Below are 18,112 nucleotides of genomic sequence, written 5' to 3' on the forward strand. Positions count from 1 at the left end.
AGGGGGCTCGTGGACATCATGTGTTCATGTCAAGAGAAAGCCGGTATGGAAACAACAGATTTTCTGGTCATCGGTGGCGGAATCATCGGCATGAGCATCGCCCGGGAATTGCGGAGCATCTATTCAGACTCCACGGTGACCGTGCTGGAGAAAGAAGAGCGGGTCGGATGCCATGCGAGTGGACGAAATAGTGGCGTTCTCCATGCGGGATTTTATTACACGCCCGACAGCCTCAAGGCGCAGTTTACGAAGATGGGGAACCAACAACTCACCCAATATTGTGAAGCCAAACAATTGTCTCTCAATCGGTGCGGCAAGCTCGTGGTCGCGAAGGATCACCGAGATCATGCGGCGATGGATGAATTGCTTTCGCGGGGACGGGCAAACGGGATCGACCTTCAGGAAGTGACTGAACAGGAGGCCCATGAGATCGAGCCGCGAGTCAAAACTCATGAGCGAGCCATTTTTTCTCCAACAACCGCGACAGTGGATCCTGTCAGTGTCCTCGAATCACTCGTCGATGATGCTCGGCATGAAGGCGTCATGTTTCGCTTTGGCGGCTTTTATCAGAAATATGCTGAGGGTGAATTAAGAACATCCATCGGGAACTTCGACGCTGGATACGTCGTCAACGCAGCGGGTTTGTATGCCGATGTCATTGCGCGAGACTTTGGTTTTTCCGAGCGGTATCGGATCCTGCCGTTTAAAGGATTGTATCTTTATAGTGATGAACAGCCTGGGGCTTTTCGAACCAATATCTATCCTGTCCCGGATTTGAAGAATCCATTTCTCGGAGTCCATGTAACGGTGACGGTAGAGGGAAAAGCCAAAATCGGGCCAACGGCTATTCCAGCGTTCTGGCGTGAACAATATGACGGACTCGACAATTTTCGATTTTCGGAACTCGTGGAATTAGTGTTAAGACAGATGGGCCTAGTGGGGGGCTCAAATTTTGATTTTACGCGTTTGGCCTTTCAGGAACTACGAAAGTACTCCCGGCCTCATTTGGTCCGTTTGGCTTCGAATCTTGCCGAAGGAATTTACGTGGAACAATACACCAAGTGGGGACGGCCCGGGATTCGCGCACAATTATTCGATGTGACGAAGAAACGGTTAGAGATGGATTTCGTCGTGGAAGGAGATCAACGTTCGATGCATGTCTTAAATGCGGTATCGCCAGGGTTTACCTGCGCTATGCCGTTTGCCAGCTATGTTTGCCAGAAGATTGTGAAAGAGTTGTCCTGATCTCTGGAGAGCGAGAAGAGGAGGAACCGCACTCGTTTGACTGTGGTTAGGCGCGCGAAAGGATTGCTTCTTTGGCTTTGTCAAAATCTTGCTGCGTAATGATTTTATTGTTCCGTAACTCGCTGAGTTTTTCCAGTTCATGAGCGATGGATGTACCTGCGTTCGGAGCCGGGCTATTATGCGAATGAGGTACACCGACGATTTCTGATCCACTGGCTTGATGAACCAGGTCAGATATGAGTTGATACCAGTATCGAGCGGTGCCCATAGCCTTATTGAAGAGAATGCCGTCTTCTTTTGTATCCATGTCTAAAAAGTTCACGGTGTGAGTTTGTGTGTTCTCCTCCTTCATGACCACCCATAAGTCGATTTTTTGATTGGACTCTCCAGGGGAAGTCTGAGGCTGGTTTTCAAACGATGTCTGAATATCTTTCTTGGACTCCAGGGCCAGAGCAGAAAAATCCTTTGGGTATGTTCTGAGTGTATCCGAGAGAATAGCTTGGTTTTTGACGAGAAGCACGGCCAGGAGGTTCGTATAGTGCAGCAGTTTGGGCGGAAGCGTCGCCGACTGGATGAAGCAGAGTGTTTTCATCGATTCATTCAAGGCAATTCCCTCTCCTCCAACATTATCGAGGTACATTTGAGATGGGATAAAATTCGTTCCGGGGAGAGCAGTTTGTCGAGGAGTATGAGCGGTTGAGTGAGTATTGAGTTGGAGGACGGCAATGGTAAGGCCAAGAAGGACGAGGATAACGAAAAGGATCAGGCTAAGCTCGATCATTGATGATCTCCGCGACGTGTACTTGATCGCCTCACGGTTACCGATAGTGCTCTGTTGCCTCTCGATTTCGGATACAGAGCTGTTGTCATCTGGGTAGACCCAAAATGGAGAATGCTTCTTTGCACTGCAATGGGGCCAATGAAGTCGCACCGCTCTAAGGCAGTAGAATGATTCAGTACTGATCTAGGAAAAACGAAAGAAAATAGAACTGGCTTACGGGATAAGTTCCATCATCTTCATGAATATTTCGGTTGAATGGTCAGTCGACTTGATCGAATATTTCTTCTTGAAATCTCTTCTGGAATTAAGGTTTTAGAGAGGAATGGTGACATCCCACTAGGGGGTAATTAATAGGAATTTTTGACATAAATAGGCCGATGCGTAAGGAGCGTCAAACGGGATAAGAAACATGGGGAAATGGGGGGATTCATTGAAGTTCACGTGAATGATTTGATAAGCTACGCATCCTTTCTTAGGTCGTTTCTTATTTCACCGTTTCCAAATTTGAGTCACAGAGGTCTGGGTAATGGCAAATGTCAATAAAGTTTTAATCAGTGTGTCTGACAAGGCAGGTGTGGTGCAGATGGCCAAAGGGTTGGTCGCGTTGGGTGCAGAAATTTTGTCGACCGGAGGAACGGCCCAAACCTTGAGAGATGAAGGTATTCAAGTCACCGATGTTTCTACCTATACGGGTTCGCCTGAAATTCTCGGAGGACGGGTCAAAACGCTTCATCCCAAGATCCATGGCGGTCTTCTGGGTCGGAGGCGATTGGATATTCATGTCCAGCAGATGAAGGAGCAGGGGATTGACCCCATTGATATGGTCATCGTGAACCTGTATCCCTTCGAATCGACGATTTCCAGGCCAGGCTGCAGTTTCGAAGAAGCGATCGAGAATATCGATATTGGCGGACCTTCCATGTTGCGGTCGGCTGCCAAGAACCATGAAGATGTGCTGGTGGTCGTTGAGCCGGACGACTATGAGCGGGTGCTGAAAGCGTTGCAAACCGGTACGGTGTCATTAGATCTTCGACGAGAATTGGCGAGAAAAGTCTACAGCCATACCTCGCGGTATGATGGATTGATTGCCCAGTATCTCGAAGGGCAGGCCAGTGATTCTATGGATCTGAAATTCCCGCCGCAACTATGGCTGCAATATAAGAAAGTCGAAAGTCTCCGGTATGGTGAAAATCCTCACCAGCAAGGAGCGTTTTATCAGGAGGTCAGTTCACACGAGCCATCCATTTCTCACGCGAAGCAATTGCATGGGAAAGCGATGTCGTACAACAACTTTTTGGATGCCAATTCGGCTTTAGAGTTAGTAAAAGAGTTTGATGACATTACCGTGGTCATCGTCAAACATAATAATCCTTGTGGTGTCGCTCAAGGTGCCACCTGTGCCGAAGCCTACGTCCGAGCACGGGAAACAGATCCTGTGTCGGCCTTTGGAGGCGTGATTGCCTGTAATCGTCCGGTGGATCTCGATGTGGCCAAAGAAGTGACCTCCACGTTCGTGGAAGTGTTGGTCGCTCCAAGTTTTACCGAGGAGGGGCTCGCTGAATTGAAGAAGAAAAAAGACCTGCGATTGTTGGAAACAGGTCCTCTTGAGAGTACCGTACGTGACGGGTTAGACATGAAAAAGCTCGTTGGCGGTTTGCTTGTTCAGGACCGAGATTTAGGAACGCTCAAAGATCTCGGAGAATTACGTGTGCCAACGGCCCGACAACCGACGACCGAAGAATACGAGGCCTGCGACTTTGCCTGGAAAGTCTGTAAGCATGTGAAGTCCAACGCGATCGTTCTGGTGGCCAAGAATCAAACTGTGGGCATTGGCGCTGGCCAGATGAGTCGTGTGGATTCGGTTAAGCTCTCTGAAATGAAAGCCGTGTTGCCCGTAAAGGGTACGGTCATGGCTTCCGATGCGTTTTTCCCGTTCCGGGATGGCCTGGATGCGGCGGCAAAGGCTGGCGTAACAGCTGTCATTCAACCTGGAGGTTCCATTAGAGATGAAGAAGTCATCAAGGCAGCCGATGAGCATGATATGGCGATGATCTTTACTGGCATGAGACATTTCCGTCATTGATCATGCCGTCAATTGATAACCGTGAACAGCTTTTACAATCTCAGTCGTTCTGACACCAGGCCTACAACATTTCACATACACAGTTTTTCGTTCATTCGAATTCCCGTATGAACATTCTCGTGATTGGAAATGGCGGACGCGAGCATGCGCTCGTCTGGAAACTCTCTCAATCTCCACGTGTCTCAAAGTTGTATTGTGCTCCCGGCAATGCTGGAACGGCGCAACTCGCTGAGAATGTGTCGATCAATGTCGATGATCTTTCAGGACTCATGGCTTTTGCGAGAGAGAAGCGGATTGACTTGACGGTTGTGGGCCCGGAACTCCCGTTATCGTTAGGCGTTGCGGACGAGTTTCGCAAGGCCAAGTTGCGAATATTTGGACCAACCAGGAATGCGGCCTGCATCGAGTCAAGCAAGTCGTTCGCGAAAGATTTGCTTCTTCGATGTCATGTTCCCACGGCCATGGCCAAAACGTTCGATCAGCTTGATCAAGCGATTGACTATATTCATCGTCATCCAGTTCCCGTCGTTGTGAAAGCCGATGGATTAGCGCAAGGCAAGGGCGTTGTAGTCGCTGAAACTCAAGACGAGGCGAAGGAAGCGGTCACGAACATGCTTCAACATGGGCAATTCGGTGAGGCAAGTTCCCGGGTCATGATCGAGGAATTCATCGAAGGGGAAGAATTAACGCTCATGGCATTTGCAGACGGAAGAACGGTTGTTCCAATGCCTGCAGCACAAGACCATAAACGGATCGGTGATCAGGATACTGGTCTCAATACCGGAGGCATGGGAGCCTATGCCCCCGCGCCCATCGCCACTGATTCCTTAAGGCAGAGAATCGTGCGAGATGTTCTCTATCCGGTCGTTGAAGGTCTTTCACGCGTAGGAAGCCCCTATTACGGTGTCCTGTATGCGGGGTTGATGATTAAAAATGGTGAGCCCTATGTCCTGGAATTCAACGCGCGTTTTGGAGACCCGGAAACACAAGTCGTCCTCCCATTGCTTAAGACGGACTTGGTCGATGTGCTGGAAGCTGTCGTGGAGCATCGGTTGGATCAAGTGAATGTTGACTGGTATGGCGAGTCCGCTGTTTGTGTTGTACTGACTTCTGACGGGTACCCTGGCTCATACAAGACAGGGTTGCCCATATCGGGCCTGTCAGGATGTCATGGGGCGGAGGATGTAGTGGTGTTTCATGCGGGGACAACATTTCAGGATGACCAAGTGGTGACGAGCGGAGGCCGAGTTTTGGGTGTCACTGCGCGTTCATCGAACTTGCGGTCAGCAAGGGATCGAGCCTATCACGCTCTAGAGTCCATTGATTATCAAGGAAAGTATTACCGTCGCGATATCGCGACACGAGCCCTGCCGGATTCCTAATGCCTGTGCATTTCCGAGGGACATGATGTGGCGACGGTCCTTCGTATCTCTCAAGACCTGACTCCGGACATTTTCCATTCGGTGACGGATTGTATCGAACGTGGTGGTGTCATCGCCGTCGCGACGGAAAGCTCCTATGCCTTGGCCGCGAGTGTACGTTGTATCCCGGCCTTGGAGCGTATCACGAAGATCAAAGGAGATCGGAACGCCAAGCCGATTCTCCTGCTGGTCAGTTCTCAAGGGCAAGTTCGATCTATCGCAGGCCCCATTCCCAGAGTGGCCGAGCGGTTAATGGATCGGTTTTGGCCGGGGCCGTTGACACTGGTGCTCCCCGCGGCCGCTGACCTTTCAGGGATTGTGACTGGAGGGACGGAAACGATCGGTGTTCGTCAGCCTGGGTGCCCTCAACTGCTTTCACTTCTCGATGTGACCGGGCCCTTGACAGGAACCAGCGCCAATCGTTCTGGCGGGGCTCCCGCGGACACGGCGGAGGCCATCGTGCAAGAATTTGGAGATGAAATTGATCTGGTCCTTGATACCGGTTCTTCCCCTGGGGGAAATCCTTCGACGATCGTCAGTGTGGTTGACGAGATACAGCTTCTGAGGCGAGGTCCCGTTTCGTCAGACCTTATTCAAAACGTTCTTGCTCCGTTCGGAGCGAGGCTTCATGACCTGGCGCCATGAAGTTGACGCATGACATCTAAGACCGACAGAAATGGCGTTTTGAGGAGTTTACGCGCCTTCTCGATCCGTAACGCGAGATTCTTAGGACGGATCATCCCGGATGCTGCGATGGTTGAGGGTTGAATGTTCGATGTGGGATGTCGTTTTACGAGCTTCAGGATCGCCATTCCGAAATCCCATCGATTGAAGGCTTCTGGACCGGCAAGGTGCAGGATTCCGCTATAGCTGATGTCTGACAGTTCGAGTATGGCCTTAGCGAGATTCTCCACCCATATGGGAGAACGAATTTCATCAGTAAACAGATGAATGGGATTTCCGCTTTCTAGTCCCTGCATGAGCCAGCGTGTTTGATGATCATATGGGTCGATGCCGTACATAAGCGATGCTCGAATGATGATGGAATCAGGGCATACCGTGGAGATAATCTGTTCAGCTGCTGACTTAGCTTCGCCATATGGATGGAGGGGACACGGGATATCTTCCTCATAGTACGGAGCTGACGTACCATCGAACACGAGATCGGTCGAGAGGTGAATGAATTTGCTTCCCGTTTCGCGTGCGAGACGGGCGAGATGGGAAGCTGCGGGTACGATGGCGGAAATTTCTTGTGCGCTTTTATTCGAACAAGCGGTGTGTATAATGAGAGTAGGCTTGATTGATGTAATCAGCTGAGTAGTCTGTTCCCCGTTCGTTAAATCGCATTGATGAAATGTCGTAGAGTCCGTCCTTCGAGGAGTAGATTGAAAATACGTAGCATGTGTCGTCCATGTCTGAGAATTTTTGATCAGGTGAGACCCGAGATATCCTGTTCCTCCGGTTACTAAAAGACGATGGTTCATGATGAGAAGCGTGAGGTCAAGTTGATAGAATGAAGAAGACGATCTGTCATTCTGGTGCTAATCGTAGGTTGCATTGACAGTTTACTCGTTCTATTGAATACGTCAAACTCCTGCGTTATCAAGTTATTGAGGATTTCCCATGATTGATTTACGAAGTGATACTGTGACGAAACCCACAAAGGCGATGCGAGAGGCGATGGCGTCGGCAGAAGTGGGAGATGATGTCTATGGTGAAGATCCCACGGTCAATCGGCTTGAACAGATGGCCGCCGAGCTCCTTGGTAAAGATGCAGGGCTGTTCGTCCCATCGGGAGTCATGGGGAATCAACTCTGTATACGATTGCATACCCGGCCTGGAGACGAGGTGATTGTGGAAAGCACTTCTCATATTATCCGGTATGAAGGGGGGGCGGCCTCATCGCTTGCGGGCGTGCAGTTGGCATGCGTGCCTGGTGAGAGGGGACTGTTAGCCCCCGCACATGTTGAAAAGAGCATTCGACAACGGGATGTACATAATCCGCCAACGACATTGTTATGCCTGGAGCAAACGCATAATTGTGGAGGGGGGACGGTCTATCCCTTAGCGACGATTCAGGCGTTGGCGGCAGTGGCGCGATCGCATCAACTGGCGTTTCATCTAGACGGAGCCCGGATCTTTAACGCTGTGACGGCGACTGGCGTTCCAGCGGAAGAGTATGCACGTTTATTCGACACGGTATCATTTTGCCTTTCAAAGGCCCTGGGGGCGCCCGTCGGGTCAGTAATCGTGTCGGATCGGGAACGCATTGCTCAACTTCGTCGGTTGCGGAAGATATTCGGTGGAGGAATGAGGCAGACCGGCGTCTTGGCTGCTGCTGGAATTTTCGCGCTTCAACATCATATAACACGGCTTAGCGAAGATCATCAGAATGCCCAACGATTAGCGGAACGGTTGGCCTCTCTTTCTACTGTCACGTGTGATCCAACACATGTCGAAACGAATATGATTCTTTTTTCTGTGAATGACGATTCACGGTCGACTGAACAATTGCTCGAACAGTGCCGTCAAGGCGGAGTTCTGCTGAATGCGGTCGGCGATCGAACCTTTCGTGTAGTCACACATCTTGATGTATCTGCCGAGGACATTGAAGAGGCTGCTCAGGTTTTCGCCAAGGTGTTTGATACTCAGAAGCCCCGTTGACAGCTTAGGTCTCCCATTCCTACAATTTTGCCGTGTTGGTTGATCATTCCCTGAAAGTGACAATCCCTTGAACGCGGTCTCATTCCCACAGATCACCCGAATCCTTGAACTGACGGACCGTCTGGAAATTTCTCGCGAATGGGTGGAAATACCTCTTTCGCCAGAAAGTCCTGGAACTGTTAAAAAAACTGAAGAACGGCAAATTGGAAATCGTGGTCGATGCTGATGTCCCGTTTGATGAATGGCTTGAACGCTTGCCAGCTGACATTCAAGTTGTGATGGGTGGGGAAAATGATGTGTAAGGCGTTAATGGCTCCATGTTATAAATGGAAGATGCAGCGAGATAAACTGTAAGGCCAACGAATCGGCGAGATAGGAAAGTATGGCTGTTCGTGATCGTGATTGGCCTGGTTATACAAGCTGGCATTGCTGTCGGGAATGTGGCCGGCTTTGGACGTTTCAAGGAAATGATGTTGTCGCTCTTGATCCGAGTTGTGCCTTAGGGCCAGCACAGGTCGGAGATGGGGTGCCTTGTCGAACCTGCACCATCTGTGATGGCACGTGTCATGCTCCAGCAACAGAAATTTAGTCTAGACAGTTCCATGTCCAATGTCATGCTTGACTGATATGCGAAAAACTTCAGACATGGATGCAGTGTGCGGAAAATGAGTAACGAAACGGTTGCTATTACCTAAGACGCCAAAGCCACGGCCTTCCCATTCATATCTGTCTCACCTTCTTTCCCCTTTGATTTTTCAACAGACCATTCTTTTGGTGTAATCGTCAAGAGATGTCCTTTCAGCGTATAAAACTCTCCTTCAGGTATCTCCACGTGATTGCTGTCCTTCATATGTAGATCCAGAACGGCCTTTCCTGTTTCAGTCTTTCTAAGCAGAAACCGGCCTTCGCTTTTAATAAGTTCGTAAGCTCCCTGTTCATTGATCACTAACGAGCTTCGTTCAACCTTCGCATGGAGTTTTCCTATGCCATCAAAAATGGCAAAATTCACGCGGATCGGTGCTTTGGCGTTTTGAGAGATCAGTTCAATTTGAGGCAAACCTTCAATTTCTATCGTGCCATCGGAATTACGGTACCAGTGGGGGCCAACTTTCACGTCCATATTCTCTCCTCTCCTTTCTTCATTTGATCAAGGATGGCCTGTCTATGTAAGCAATTACCTGAGTTGTCTTTGGAACGACTCTAGCCGAAGAATGCCAGCTGACGTCAAGCAGATGATATTGATAGGCCGAATTATTCTCTCTTTTTTATTCGGTTCAAGATGAGGGCAATACATCCTCCTAGCAATCCTCCTCCAACGACAGGAGGAACGAGTTCCACGAGTTTCGCGTCCCAAATGGGTTCTTGGGTTACCATCAGGTCACGCATGCCGCCTTGGATCATAATGACGGCTAAAGCCATCATGGAGCCTACGAGAAACCACCATCGAAAAATTTTAAAAGATTGCATGTTCGGCCGTCTACATGGGGATGGGACGGTCAAAGGTCCGATATTGAATCGCCTCAGCGACATGCTGGGGTGCAATTATCTCACAATCGGCCAAATCGGCGACGGTACGGGCTACTCGTAGTATTCGTCCGAACGCCCGCGCAGACAGCCCCAACCCTGAGACAGCTCGTTCTAACAGGTTCTGCCCTGTCGGATCAATCTTGCAGTATTTGGAAAGGTGACGGGGGTGGAGCTGGGCATTACTGTAGATCTGTTCACGTTGATACCGAATTGTTTGACGTTCCCGTGCAGCGGTCACGCGTAGCCGAATTTGTGATGAGGACTCGCCGGCGTCACGCATGGAGAGATCACTGATTGGTACGGCCGGGATATCCAAATGAATGTCAAGACGATCCCGTAATGGGCCGGACAGTCGCGAGCGATAGCGACGGATTTGGGCCGGCGTGCATTGGCATTCGTGTCTGCGGTCTCCTAAATATCCACAGGGACAAGGATTCATGGCGGCGACGAGCATGATGTGAGCGGGGTAGGTGAGTGTCGCATTTACACGGGTGAGGGTAACGGTTCCATTTTCCAAAGGTTGCCGCAGTCCATCCAATACTGAGCGTTTAAACTCTAGCACTTCATCTAAGAATAATACACCATGATGGGCGAGGGAGACCTCCCCGGGTCGGGGAATGGACCCTCCTCCTATAAGTCCTGCGTCAGAAATATTGTGGTGTGGGGCTCGGAAAGGTCGAGTCGAAATAAGCGGCTGGTCAGAAGGTATGGTTCCGGCCACACTGTGAACTTGGCTTGCCTCAAGACGTTCTTGCGATTGCATTGGGGCCAAGATGCCGGGTAATCGTTGAGCCAGCATCGTTTTTCCGGAGCCAGGCGGACCCACCATTAAGACATTGTGACTTCCGGCTGCGGCGACTTCTAATGCCCGCTTCGCGTAGAGTTGACCCTTGACGTCTGCGAAATCATGTTCCAGTAGCAAATCCTGTGATTTTGAGACCGGTGGCGCTGTGGTCGTTGGTAGCAAGGTTACTGACGCATGTAAGAACTCCACAACCTGTGGAAGGGTTTCGACCCCATAGACGGTGACATCATCGATGACAGCAGCTTCGCATGCGTTGGTTTTGGGGAGAATTAACGGATGAGTCTTCCGGCAGGCCATACCAATGGAAAGTGCCCCATTGATTGGTTTAATTTGGCCGTTGAGCGAAAGTTCTCCGACAAAGACGAATGGCTCGACAGTTTCTTGAGTAAGGATGCCTTCGGCGACGAGCATGGCAATCGCGATACCTAGTTCCAATCCGGAACCTTCTTTTTTAAGGCCGGCGGGAGCTAGATTCACGGTGATTTTTTTAGGAGGAAATTGAAATCCCGTATTTTTGAGCGCCGCACGAACCCGGTCTCGGCTCTCACGAACCGTGACATCCGGCAGACCAACGATCGAAAACTGTGGCAAGCCTCCACCGATATCGACTTCGACTTCAATGATGTGAGCTTCTAATCCCCACAATCCCGCACTCAAAACTCTTGCTAACACCGTTATTATCCTTGCTGAGGGGGTCTCTCATGTATTGTTCCCCGTGGAGGGTTTCCCTCTCATCAAAGAGTATAGGGAGCACGGTAATGCGTTAGCAATGAAGTCCGACAGTCGTTTCAAATGACTTCCTCTGAGAGTCGCATCGCCCAGAACTCATGAACTCACATCAGCAAGAACATCATTTGTATTTGCGAGTGCTCCTTCTGATTGCTTCTGTGGAATCGCATTACTTTTCACTTCGACGTTTTTCCCATTCCGTGTATTTTTTCGTGCTGCTATGGGTTGTTGGTTGATGTGGATGTTTTTGGTCTGTTTATGGGGGAATTGGAATTTTTCTTGCATGTGTTACAATCGGAAATGATATATCAATCAGAAAAAGAATTAAAATTCAATACCTTAGAAGAATATGCAGATTTAAGGGGTGTAGGTGATTATTGCATTTTTAACTATATGACTGCGCATGCTGCGATGACCATGCCGTACGATGACCTCTTTGACTGTGGTCGATGGGGAATGTCTATGCTGCGGGTGAAGTAATATTGACTGACCAGTCAAGTCGTGGTGTTGCTCTGCGGCATCCGAGTCCTGATGGTCTGTATTCCTCTACCCTTCTTGCTCAGGCTTTCCTACGAATGAACATGGAAATTGCCTTCCTCGATCTCTCATCCTTTACTGGTTCGTGAAACGATTCGGATTTGCAGTTCAATTTCATTGTGGAGTGCAATGGGTTGGTTTGAAGTTTGAAAGCATGCTTGGTTGACTTTGGATGGAGAATCTTTCCTGGAAACCACATGGCAGTGGAAGCAATTTCAGTGATGCAATTTCTTCGTCAGCATTTTTAGGCCAATGCAACACGAGCGCATATGCTGACGCAAAAATTACCTGACATCGTCAAGACCGCTGCCAATCGTGAGCTGGCGCTCATTCCTTTTAAGGGCCCCACCCTGGCCGTGATGGCGTATGAGAATCTGTTATTGCGAGTTTTCGGGATATGGATCTCATCTTTGCGCAACAACGCAACAGGATGTACTCGAGGTCTATAAAGCTTTTACTATGCAAGGATATGACAGTCTGCACGTTGCGTATCCCTCTTTTCATGACAGTCAATTCTCCCAATCCTACCATCATTTCGTGAAAGCCTATGGCCAGGTACGAGTCGATCTCCAATCCGTGATGGCTGCCGGAGATTTTTCCTTATCAACTTGACCGGGAATCTATCTTCCGAAATTTTCAACTGGTGTCGATCTATGATACGCAAGTGCGAAGTCTCCGGGCCGAGGAGCTCCTGCTCATCTTATGTGTGCATGGGAGCAAACATGTGTGGGAGGAACTGAAGTGGGTTTGTGATGTCACGGAACTCATCAGGGCGCAACAAATAGGTTGGATGCGTCTGTTGCAATTGGCTGAAGACTAGCGCTGTGTGTGAATGCTGTTTCTGGGGCTTGCTTTGGCGCAGCGACTTTTTGAAAGTAAGATTCTCCAATTTTTTGATGGTCAAATTGATTCAGACACTGAAGTAAAAATCATGGCCGATAATATCGACCGATCATTGAGTGGTTTGACACAGGCGATTCATGGTGCCGAGTATCAGACTTACTACTACCGTAGACATAGCCCGGTTTGAATCTCAGGAATTTCTCGTGCGATTGAATTGGGTGTTGTCTCCGTAAAGGTCGTCGTTAAGAAAATAAAACGGATATTTCGACTCCATAAAGCGACTGTCTCTTAGGCAAGGTGTTTGATGTCATGAGTCGCTCTCATTAAGGAAGCATTGATTCCCGCCGCGCCAACGTTCTCTTTGGCGATGGTCTTTTTCTCAGGCATAGACGTGCGCATTGCTAGAAGCGTTTCAGGACAGGGGAAGTTTTGCCAGCGCGGAAAAACGGAAGGATTTTTTCTGGAGACCGGGGAACGGTGGTTGTCAGGAAGTCTTTTGGTGTTGTTCTCTGATGATATTTGCGCGTGATTCCATTATTTCGGCTTCCTTTGCTCGTTTGTTATTTTTTAGATGGCTGGCATAATTTCTGAGCGTTCGCTCAAGGAGCGGGTGGTCCTTCCCCTTCGTGTTTTCGATAATTTTGATCGTGTGCTTGAATAAGTCTTCTGCCTTCTGTGCTTGATTTTGGCTGGCATAGACAAGTGCGAGATTGTTCAAGATTCTTGCCAGTCTCGGGTCTTCTTCGCCTAATTTCTTTTCAAGTCCTGCTCTTGCTTGTTCGAGAAGCGTTTGCGCTTTTTGATACTGGCCTTGCGTGTGGTACAGGGAGGCGAGTTGACTTAAGCTCGCGGCCACTTGTGGGCTATCAGGGCCCAAAGCTTTTTCGTAGATATCATGAATGCGTCGGAGCAAGGCTTCAGCCTCTTGATAGTTCTTTTGTTTATGGTATAGCAGGGCAAGGTTGTTGAGGCTGCCGGTGAGTTTCGGATTCTCATTCCCCATGAATTTTTCATTGATGGCGATAGCTTGCTGTAACAGAGCGGCTGATTCGTCGAATCGTTCTTGCGCCTGGTACAAGAGGGCCAGATTATTGAGATGTGGCACGAGATTCGTACTGTCTGGGCCCGACGTTTTCGTCATGATGGCCAATGCCCGTTTGAGGTATGGTTCGGCTCGGTCATATTCTTCTAGTCGGGCATGGAGGCCTGCCAGGTTTTTTAGGTCATTGACGAGATCCTTGTGCTCCTTCCCCAGAGCATTTTCTCGCATTTTGATCGCGTCCTCAAACAATGGCCGCGCTACATCGTAGTGGTTCTGGGCATAATGGACTGCCCCTAAATTACTCAGGCTTGATGCGAGTTCGACCTGCTCAGCTGCTCCCCCGGATTTATAGACTTCAACGGCCTGTTCGAGGAATGGCTGAGCTTCAGCATACTCCCCCTGAACATCATGCACGATGGCGAGTTTATTCAAGCTCTTCGCCAAACGGGCATCTTTGTCATCGCCCTGGCGTTTCACTTCCTCCAGCGCTTCAAGATATTTTTTTTCGGCTTCTGGAAAATTTCTTTGTTGGAGATAACGATCTCCGTCTTCGATATGCTGGTCCCACGCCGTTTTTTCATCAGTGCATCCTTGACAAAACAGAAGGAGAAGCATGGCCAAGGTTGTCCCAAGAGGCGTCAGCTTATTGAAATATAGAATGGGAAAATGCCGCATGTTCAGCATGGTGGTAACGTCTTTCATTCTAGAAATTGAGGTAAGGATTTTCTGGGAAAAGATTCTACTGCATTGATTTTACCCTTGTCAGTTCTTTTCCAGGAAATATGCGCTTTATTCGTCAGGAAAGAGATTGATTTGCCGGGGTGATGGCCGTTGAAATGTCTTTAGGACAGGCGAATCAGGTTGGAGGTGATATCCCATTGTGCGATAGCTCAGCTGAAATAAATGTTCGATCATCTGCCAGGTTGGGCCGTCTCCCTTGTGGCGGGCAAAATACCGTTTTTCAGAAACTTGATGGTTTCGCGTCTCTCGAAGACGATTGTTGATTTTTCGAATTCTTTCAGGAAACTGTCGGGACATGCGTTCAAAAAACACTGGTTCGACCGTATCATTCAGGCGAAGAAGGCTATAGGTTGCAGCCTCTGCGCCTGAGTCTCTTGCACGGCGAAGAATTTGAGGAATATCCTGCTCATTGAGCCCGGGAATGATCGGGGCTAGCGAAACAGCCGTGGGAATGCCGTTTTGAGACAGGTATGCAAGAGCCTCAAATCGTTTGGTAATGGATGGCGCTTGAGGTTCAACCTTTCTCGCGATTTCATCTGTTGCGAATGGAATACTTAAATATACTCGAATCCAAGCGACATCCCTGAGTTGTTGTAGCAGTTCTACGTCCCGTTTGATGAGAGAAGATTTGGTAATGATGCCGACGGGATTTTTGTAGTCACGGCAAATCTTTAAACAGGTCCGAGTCAGTTCCCATGAAGCTTCCAACGGTTGATAGCAGTCCGTGTTGCCGGAAAAGACAACAAGATCTCCCGTCCATGATGGTTTTTCAAAAGTATTTCTCAGGAGTTCTGGTGCATTGACCTTGACGATGAGTTGAGATTCGAAATCAGTCCCTGCACCGTACCCCCAATATTCATGAGTCGGTCTGGCATAGCAGTAGGCGCATGCATGAAAACATCCACGGTAGGGGTTCAAACTCCATCGAAATGGTAAATCAGGACTGGAATTTTCACTCAGAATGGTTTTGGCTCGTTCTTCATGAACTCTGATTGTCGCGCGCGAGAGTTCGTCATCGGCTTCGTATTGTTCGGACAAAAAACGATTGGCTGGATTAGATACTGTTCTCATCGCATAAAATAAGGTATAAGGTGTTCGATCTATTTTTTACCCCATTATGCACGTGCATTCTTCGGCTGTCACGAAGATAGCGGTTCATTGAAAGTCTTGTTCCTATTAAATCCGTTTTTACCTAATTCGTAAATAAGAACGGCTTGCTTTGCTTAAAAAATAGGCAGCAGTTCTTGTGTTCAGAACAGCACAGGTTGTTGTTGAAAAACACTTAATGGCGCGAAGAGGGGGGCATGAAAGGTTCTGTCAGCATCTTTTCATGCGCTAAAATACTGAGGCATATGGTCTTCGTTGCCTAAATTTTGTGTCTTGTGCCGTGTTGATGTAACCCTTAGGAACCGATTGTCAATTCTATCGATTCTTGTGAGTTTTGAAGGAATTTTGTAGACTAATTGATAATTGTTAGTCCCTCAATGCAGGCATGTCCCATAGCCCCCGTAGCTCAGGTGGATAGAGCAGCGGTTTCCTAAACCGGAGGTCGGACGTTCAAGTCGTCTCGGGGGCACCATTACAAGATTATATTCTTGCAAACTTTGCCGACAGTCTTTGAATGATCGTGGTTGAGCTTGATTAGCTTAGAAAGCTTCAGGTCATTTTGGGCACTTTCAAACTTTTTGTCTTCTACACGCTCGTTAGTAGAAACTCATGAGCATACCCGATTGGCCCGTACATTCGTGTGTGTCAGGATTTTTCACGATCAATCCGAAACCGTTTCACTAAAGAATCTCGTACTGTTTAACCGAAGGAATGACTGAGGGTTGCTTCAGGTCGATTAGGCGGAGGAGTTTTGCTGGTTGGAGATTATCATAGCCCATTACATGAGATTGGCAAATCATAAAGGTTGAGAGGAATACTTGGTACCTGACTTGCATTAAGCTTTTCCTGTAATTTGCTTCAAGCTGGAAGTTTACAGGTTCTGTACAGAAACAGGTTCTTGATCAATGGTTTAACGGTCTGCTGGGTCTTTGGGGGGACCGAGCGTATATGCTTGCAGAGTATCTCTTTGTCTAATAATATTGTATGATTTTATCCATTTTAAATGATGATAGTTACTGTTAATTAAATTATTATACTTATACTCCGGTCACGTTTTGTGCCGTTCTCATCAGACGGGTAAGCAAGAATTTCTTAAGGAAAATTCTCAAAGATAAACATTCGGAGTTGGCCCTGTTTCGTGACAAGGGCGTTTCCGAAGATAAAATGATGTATTAAGCTAATAGAGGAAAGTTAATAAATTCGTGAAAATCGATCAAATAGAGTGCATTTACCAAAGGGACGAGGTGATGACATGAGAGTTTTGAAAAATGGGTTCTTTGTTTCGCTGTGCGTCAGTTGTATATTCTGTTTTGCCATGGGTTCCGCTTATGCTCAAGATGCGACGGAGACTGAACGCCGAGCCGAAAAGACTGCTTTGATTGTGACGGAAGATTATATCATTGGGCCAGAGGATGTTCTCGAAATCAGCGTATGGAGAAATCAGGATCTCTCGCGGGAAGTAGTCGTCAGGCCTGATGGACGGATTACATTGCCATTAATCGGAGACGTGAAGGCTGTTGGACGTACGACACAAGAACTCAAGGACGAAATTACGCAACGGTTGAGTGCGTATAAAGAAAGCCCTACGATCGCTATCGTCGTAAAAGCTGTGAACAGCTATTACTATTACGTACAAGGAGCCATCGGAAAAAGTGGGAGGTTACCGCTCCTCAGCCGGACCACGTTGGTTCAAGCCATCACACTCGCAGGCGGATTAACTCCTGATGCGGTGAGAAGTCGAATCGTGATCTTTCGAATCGGATTGAATGGGGATGATTCCAATAAACTGACAGTCAACTATGACGACATTATTCTACGCGGTGCAGAAAATGTTGTTATTAAGCCTGGAGACACAATCGTTGTGCCATCTGAGACGATGGTCTTGTTGCCATGACCTCATACTCTGAATAGGCGGTGAAATACATGACCTCTGTATGTAAAAAGATCTTCTTTGTCATATTCGTGATTCTTTTATCCGGTCTTGTGAGTGGTTGTCCTCGCCCCGATGTCATTGTTCCACCTGGGCCTCCTGAAGAGGGCTTTCTGCTGGGGCCAGAAGACGTCATTGAAGTTGTCGTCTGGAAGAACCAAGACCTTTCCAAGCAAGTTGTGATTCGCCCGGATGGCAAAGTCTCATTACCATTGATCGGAGATGTGCCCGCTTCAGGTCTCACAGCTGATCAATTAGCGGAAGAAATCGAAGAGCGTTATAAGGCGTTTAAAGAAAATCCAGCAGTTTCCGTGAATGTTATTGAAGTGAATAGTTACTACGTGTTTGTTGTTGGAGAGGTCAATAGTCCAGGCAAGCTTCAAATGAAATCTTATACGACTATTCTGCAAGCGGTGTCTTTGGCTGGCGGTTTCACGCAATTTGCGTCCACGAATGACATGCGAATCATCAGGAATGTGATTAATGGTGATGGGAAGGTCAAGGAATTGCGTATTCCCGTTCGGTATGATGACCTCATCTCAGATGATGGAGCCGCGTACAACGTAACGTTGCAATCCGGGGATACGATTGTCGTTCCTTAGTCCTGTATGGTGCTGGCCGGTATTTGCTAAACCCAAGCTGCGGTAAAGAAGCCAT

15 protein-coding genes and 1 tRNA gene are annotated in these 18,112 nt (G+C 48.4%); 9 read left to right on the plus strand and 7 right to left on the minus strand.

Annotated features, from left to right (window positions below; genetic code table 11):
• The first annotated feature begins 45 nt into the window (after positions 1–45).
• Positions 46–1,245 carry an L-2-hydroxyglutarate oxidase gene (lhgO, locus tag MRJ96_10515; protein MDR4501871.1) on the plus strand — a complete coding sequence of 400 codons (1,200 nt, stop codon included), beginning with the start codon at positions 46–48 and terminating at the stop codon, positions 1,243–1,245.
• Positions 1,246–1,291: 46 nt separating this feature from the next.
• On the opposite strand, the gene MRJ96_10520 is transcribed toward lhgO, so the two are convergent.
• Positions 1,292–2,026: an SHOCT domain-containing protein gene (locus MRJ96_10520; GenBank protein MDR4501872.1), complete on the minus strand. Its 735-nt coding sequence runs from the start codon at positions 2,024–2,026 to the stop codon at positions 1,292–1,294.
• Positions 2,027–2,552: 526 nt separating this feature from the next.
• Here MRJ96_10520 and purH point away from each other — a divergent pair.
• The 3 genes from purH (at position 2,553) to MRJ96_10535 (ending at position 6,175) form a co-directional block, all read left to right on the plus strand.
• Positions 2,553–4,109: a bifunctional phosphoribosylaminoimidazolecarboxamide formyltransferase/IMP cyclohydrolase gene (purH, locus tag MRJ96_10525; protein MDR4501873.1), complete on the plus strand. Its 1,557-nt coding sequence runs from the start codon at positions 2,553–2,555 to the stop codon at positions 4,107–4,109.
• Positions 4,110–4,216: 107 nt separating this feature from the next.
• Positions 4,217–5,491, plus strand: a complete 1,275-nt coding sequence (purD, locus tag MRJ96_10530; protein ID MDR4501874.1) for a phosphoribosylamine--glycine ligase — start codon at positions 4,217–4,219, stop codon at positions 5,489–5,491.
• Between the two features lie 27 nt (positions 5,492–5,518).
• Positions 5,519–6,175: a threonylcarbamoyl-AMP synthase gene (locus tag MRJ96_10535; protein MDR4501875.1), complete on the plus strand. Its 657-nt coding sequence runs from the start codon at positions 5,519–5,521 to the stop codon at positions 6,173–6,175.
• Here the strand turns inward: MRJ96_10535 and MRJ96_10540 are convergent.
• Positions 6,157–7,014 (minus strand): SDR family oxidoreductase, encoded by an 858-nt coding sequence (locus MRJ96_10540; protein MDR4501876.1) that lies wholly within the window; start codon positions 7,012–7,014, stop codon positions 6,157–6,159. The genes MRJ96_10535 and MRJ96_10540 overlap by 19 nt on opposite strands.
• Positions 7,015–7,153: 139 nt before the next feature.
• On the opposite strand from MRJ96_10540, the gene ltaE reads away from it, so the two are divergent.
• On the plus strand, positions 7,154–8,194 hold the full coding sequence (gene ltaE, locus MRJ96_10545; GenBank protein MDR4501877.1) for a low-specificity L-threonine aldolase: 1,041 nt from the start codon (positions 7,154–7,156) through the stop codon (positions 8,192–8,194).
• A 691-nt stretch (positions 8,195–8,885) separates the two neighbouring features.
• Here ltaE and MRJ96_10550 read toward each other — a convergent pair.
• The 3 genes from MRJ96_10550 to MRJ96_10560 all read right to left on the minus strand — a co-directional run bounded on the left by MRJ96_10550 (position 8,886) and on the right by MRJ96_10560 (position 11,198).
• Positions 8,886–9,314: a hypothetical protein gene (locus MRJ96_10550; GenBank protein ID MDR4501878.1), complete on the minus strand. Its 429-nt coding sequence runs from the start codon at positions 9,312–9,314 to the stop codon at positions 8,886–8,888.
• 131 nt (positions 9,315–9,445) lie between these two features.
• Positions 9,446–9,661: a hypothetical protein gene (locus MRJ96_10555; protein ID MDR4501879.1), complete on the minus strand. Its 216-nt coding sequence runs from the start codon at positions 9,659–9,661 to the stop codon at positions 9,446–9,448.
• 10 nt (positions 9,662–9,671) lie between these two features.
• Positions 9,672–11,198 (minus strand): YifB family Mg chelatase-like AAA ATPase, encoded by a 1,527-nt coding sequence (locus tag MRJ96_10560; protein MDR4501880.1) that lies wholly within the window; start codon positions 11,196–11,198, stop codon positions 9,672–9,674.
• An 863-nt stretch (positions 11,199–12,061) separates the two neighbouring features.
• Between MRJ96_10560 and MRJ96_10565 the strand changes: the two genes are divergently transcribed.
• Positions 12,062–12,241: a hypothetical protein gene (locus MRJ96_10565; protein MDR4501881.1), complete on the plus strand. Its 180-nt coding sequence runs from the start codon at positions 12,062–12,064 to the stop codon at positions 12,239–12,241.
• A gap of 878 nt (positions 12,242–13,119) precedes the next feature.
• On the opposite strand, the gene MRJ96_10570 is transcribed toward MRJ96_10565, so the two are convergent.
• Complete coding sequence (locus MRJ96_10570; protein MDR4501882.1) at positions 13,120–14,379, minus strand: tetratricopeptide repeat protein; 1,260 nt, start codon at positions 14,377–14,379, stop codon at positions 13,120–13,122.
• Between the two features lie 87 nt (positions 14,380–14,466).
• The gene (locus MRJ96_10575) at positions 14,467–15,489 is read right to left on the minus strand and encodes a PA0069 family radical SAM protein (protein ID MDR4501883.1); all 1,023 of its coding nucleotides are present in this window, start codon (positions 15,487–15,489) and stop codon (positions 14,467–14,469) included.
• 431 nt (positions 15,490–15,920) lie between these two features.
• Here MRJ96_10575 and MRJ96_10580 point away from each other — a divergent pair.
• The 3 genes from MRJ96_10580 to MRJ96_10590 all read left to right on the plus strand — a co-directional run bounded on the left by MRJ96_10580 (position 15,921) and on the right by MRJ96_10590 (position 18,057).
• Positions 15,921–15,997, plus strand: a tRNA-Arg gene (locus MRJ96_10580).
• Between the two features lie 780 nt (positions 15,998–16,777).
• A complete protein-coding gene (locus MRJ96_10585; GenBank protein MDR4501884.1) occupies positions 16,778–17,419 on the plus strand; it encodes a polysaccharide biosynthesis/export family protein in 642 nt (213 codons plus the stop codon).
• A 29-nt stretch (positions 17,420–17,448) separates the two neighbouring features.
• Positions 17,449–18,057: a polysaccharide export protein gene (locus tag MRJ96_10590; GenBank protein ID MDR4501885.1), complete on the plus strand. Its 609-nt coding sequence runs from the start codon at positions 17,449–17,451 to the stop codon at positions 18,055–18,057.
• The last annotated feature ends 55 nt before the right edge of the window (positions 18,058–18,112 follow it).

This window comes from Nitrospirales bacterium, assembly GCA_031315865.1.
Taxonomy (GTDB): Bacteria; Nitrospirota; Nitrospiria; order Nitrospirales; family UBA8639; genus JAGQKC01.

Coding starts and splice junctions, on each gene's coding strand:
- MRJ96_10565 (MDR4501881.1), top strand. CDS start 12,062: ATGCTGACGCAAAAATTACCTGACATCGTCAAGACCGCTGCCAATCGT.
- ltaE (MDR4501877.1), top strand. CDS start 7,154: ATGATTGATTTACGAAGTGATACTGTGACGAAACCCACAAAGGCGATG.
- MRJ96_10550 (MDR4501878.1), bottom strand. CDS start 9,314: ATGGACGTGAAAGTTGGCCCCCACTGGTACCGTAATTCCGATGGCACG.
- MRJ96_10520 (MDR4501872.1), bottom strand. CDS start 2,026: ATGATCGAGCTTAGCCTGATCCTTTTCGTTATCCTCGTCCTTCTTGGC.
- MRJ96_10540 (MDR4501876.1), bottom strand. CDS start 7,014: ATGAACCATCGTCTTTTAGTAACCGGAGGAACAGGATATCTCGGGTCT.
- MRJ96_10575 (MDR4501883.1), bottom strand. CDS start 15,489: ATGAGAACAGTATCTAATCCAGCCAATCGTTTTTTGTCCGAACAATAC.
- purH (MDR4501873.1), top strand. CDS start 2,553: ATGGCAAATGTCAATAAAGTTTTAATCAGTGTGTCTGACAAGGCAGGT.
- MRJ96_10555 (MDR4501879.1), bottom strand. CDS start 9,661: ATGCAATCTTTTAAAATTTTTCGATGGTGGTTTCTCGTAGGCTCCATG.
- MRJ96_10585 (MDR4501884.1), top strand. CDS start 16,778: ATGAGAGTTTTGAAAAATGGGTTCTTTGTTTCGCTGTGCGTCAGTTGT.
- MRJ96_10570 (MDR4501882.1), bottom strand. CDS start 14,379: ATGAAAGACGTTACCACCATGCTGAACATGCGGCATTTTCCCATTCTA.
- purD (MDR4501874.1), top strand. CDS start 4,217: ATGAACATTCTCGTGATTGGAAATGGCGGACGCGAGCATGCGCTCGTC.
- MRJ96_10590 (MDR4501885.1), top strand. CDS start 17,449: ATGACCTCTGTATGTAAAAAGATCTTCTTTGTCATATTCGTGATTCTT.
- lhgO (MDR4501871.1), top strand. CDS start 46: ATGGAAACAACAGATTTTCTGGTCATCGGTGGCGGAATCATCGGCATG.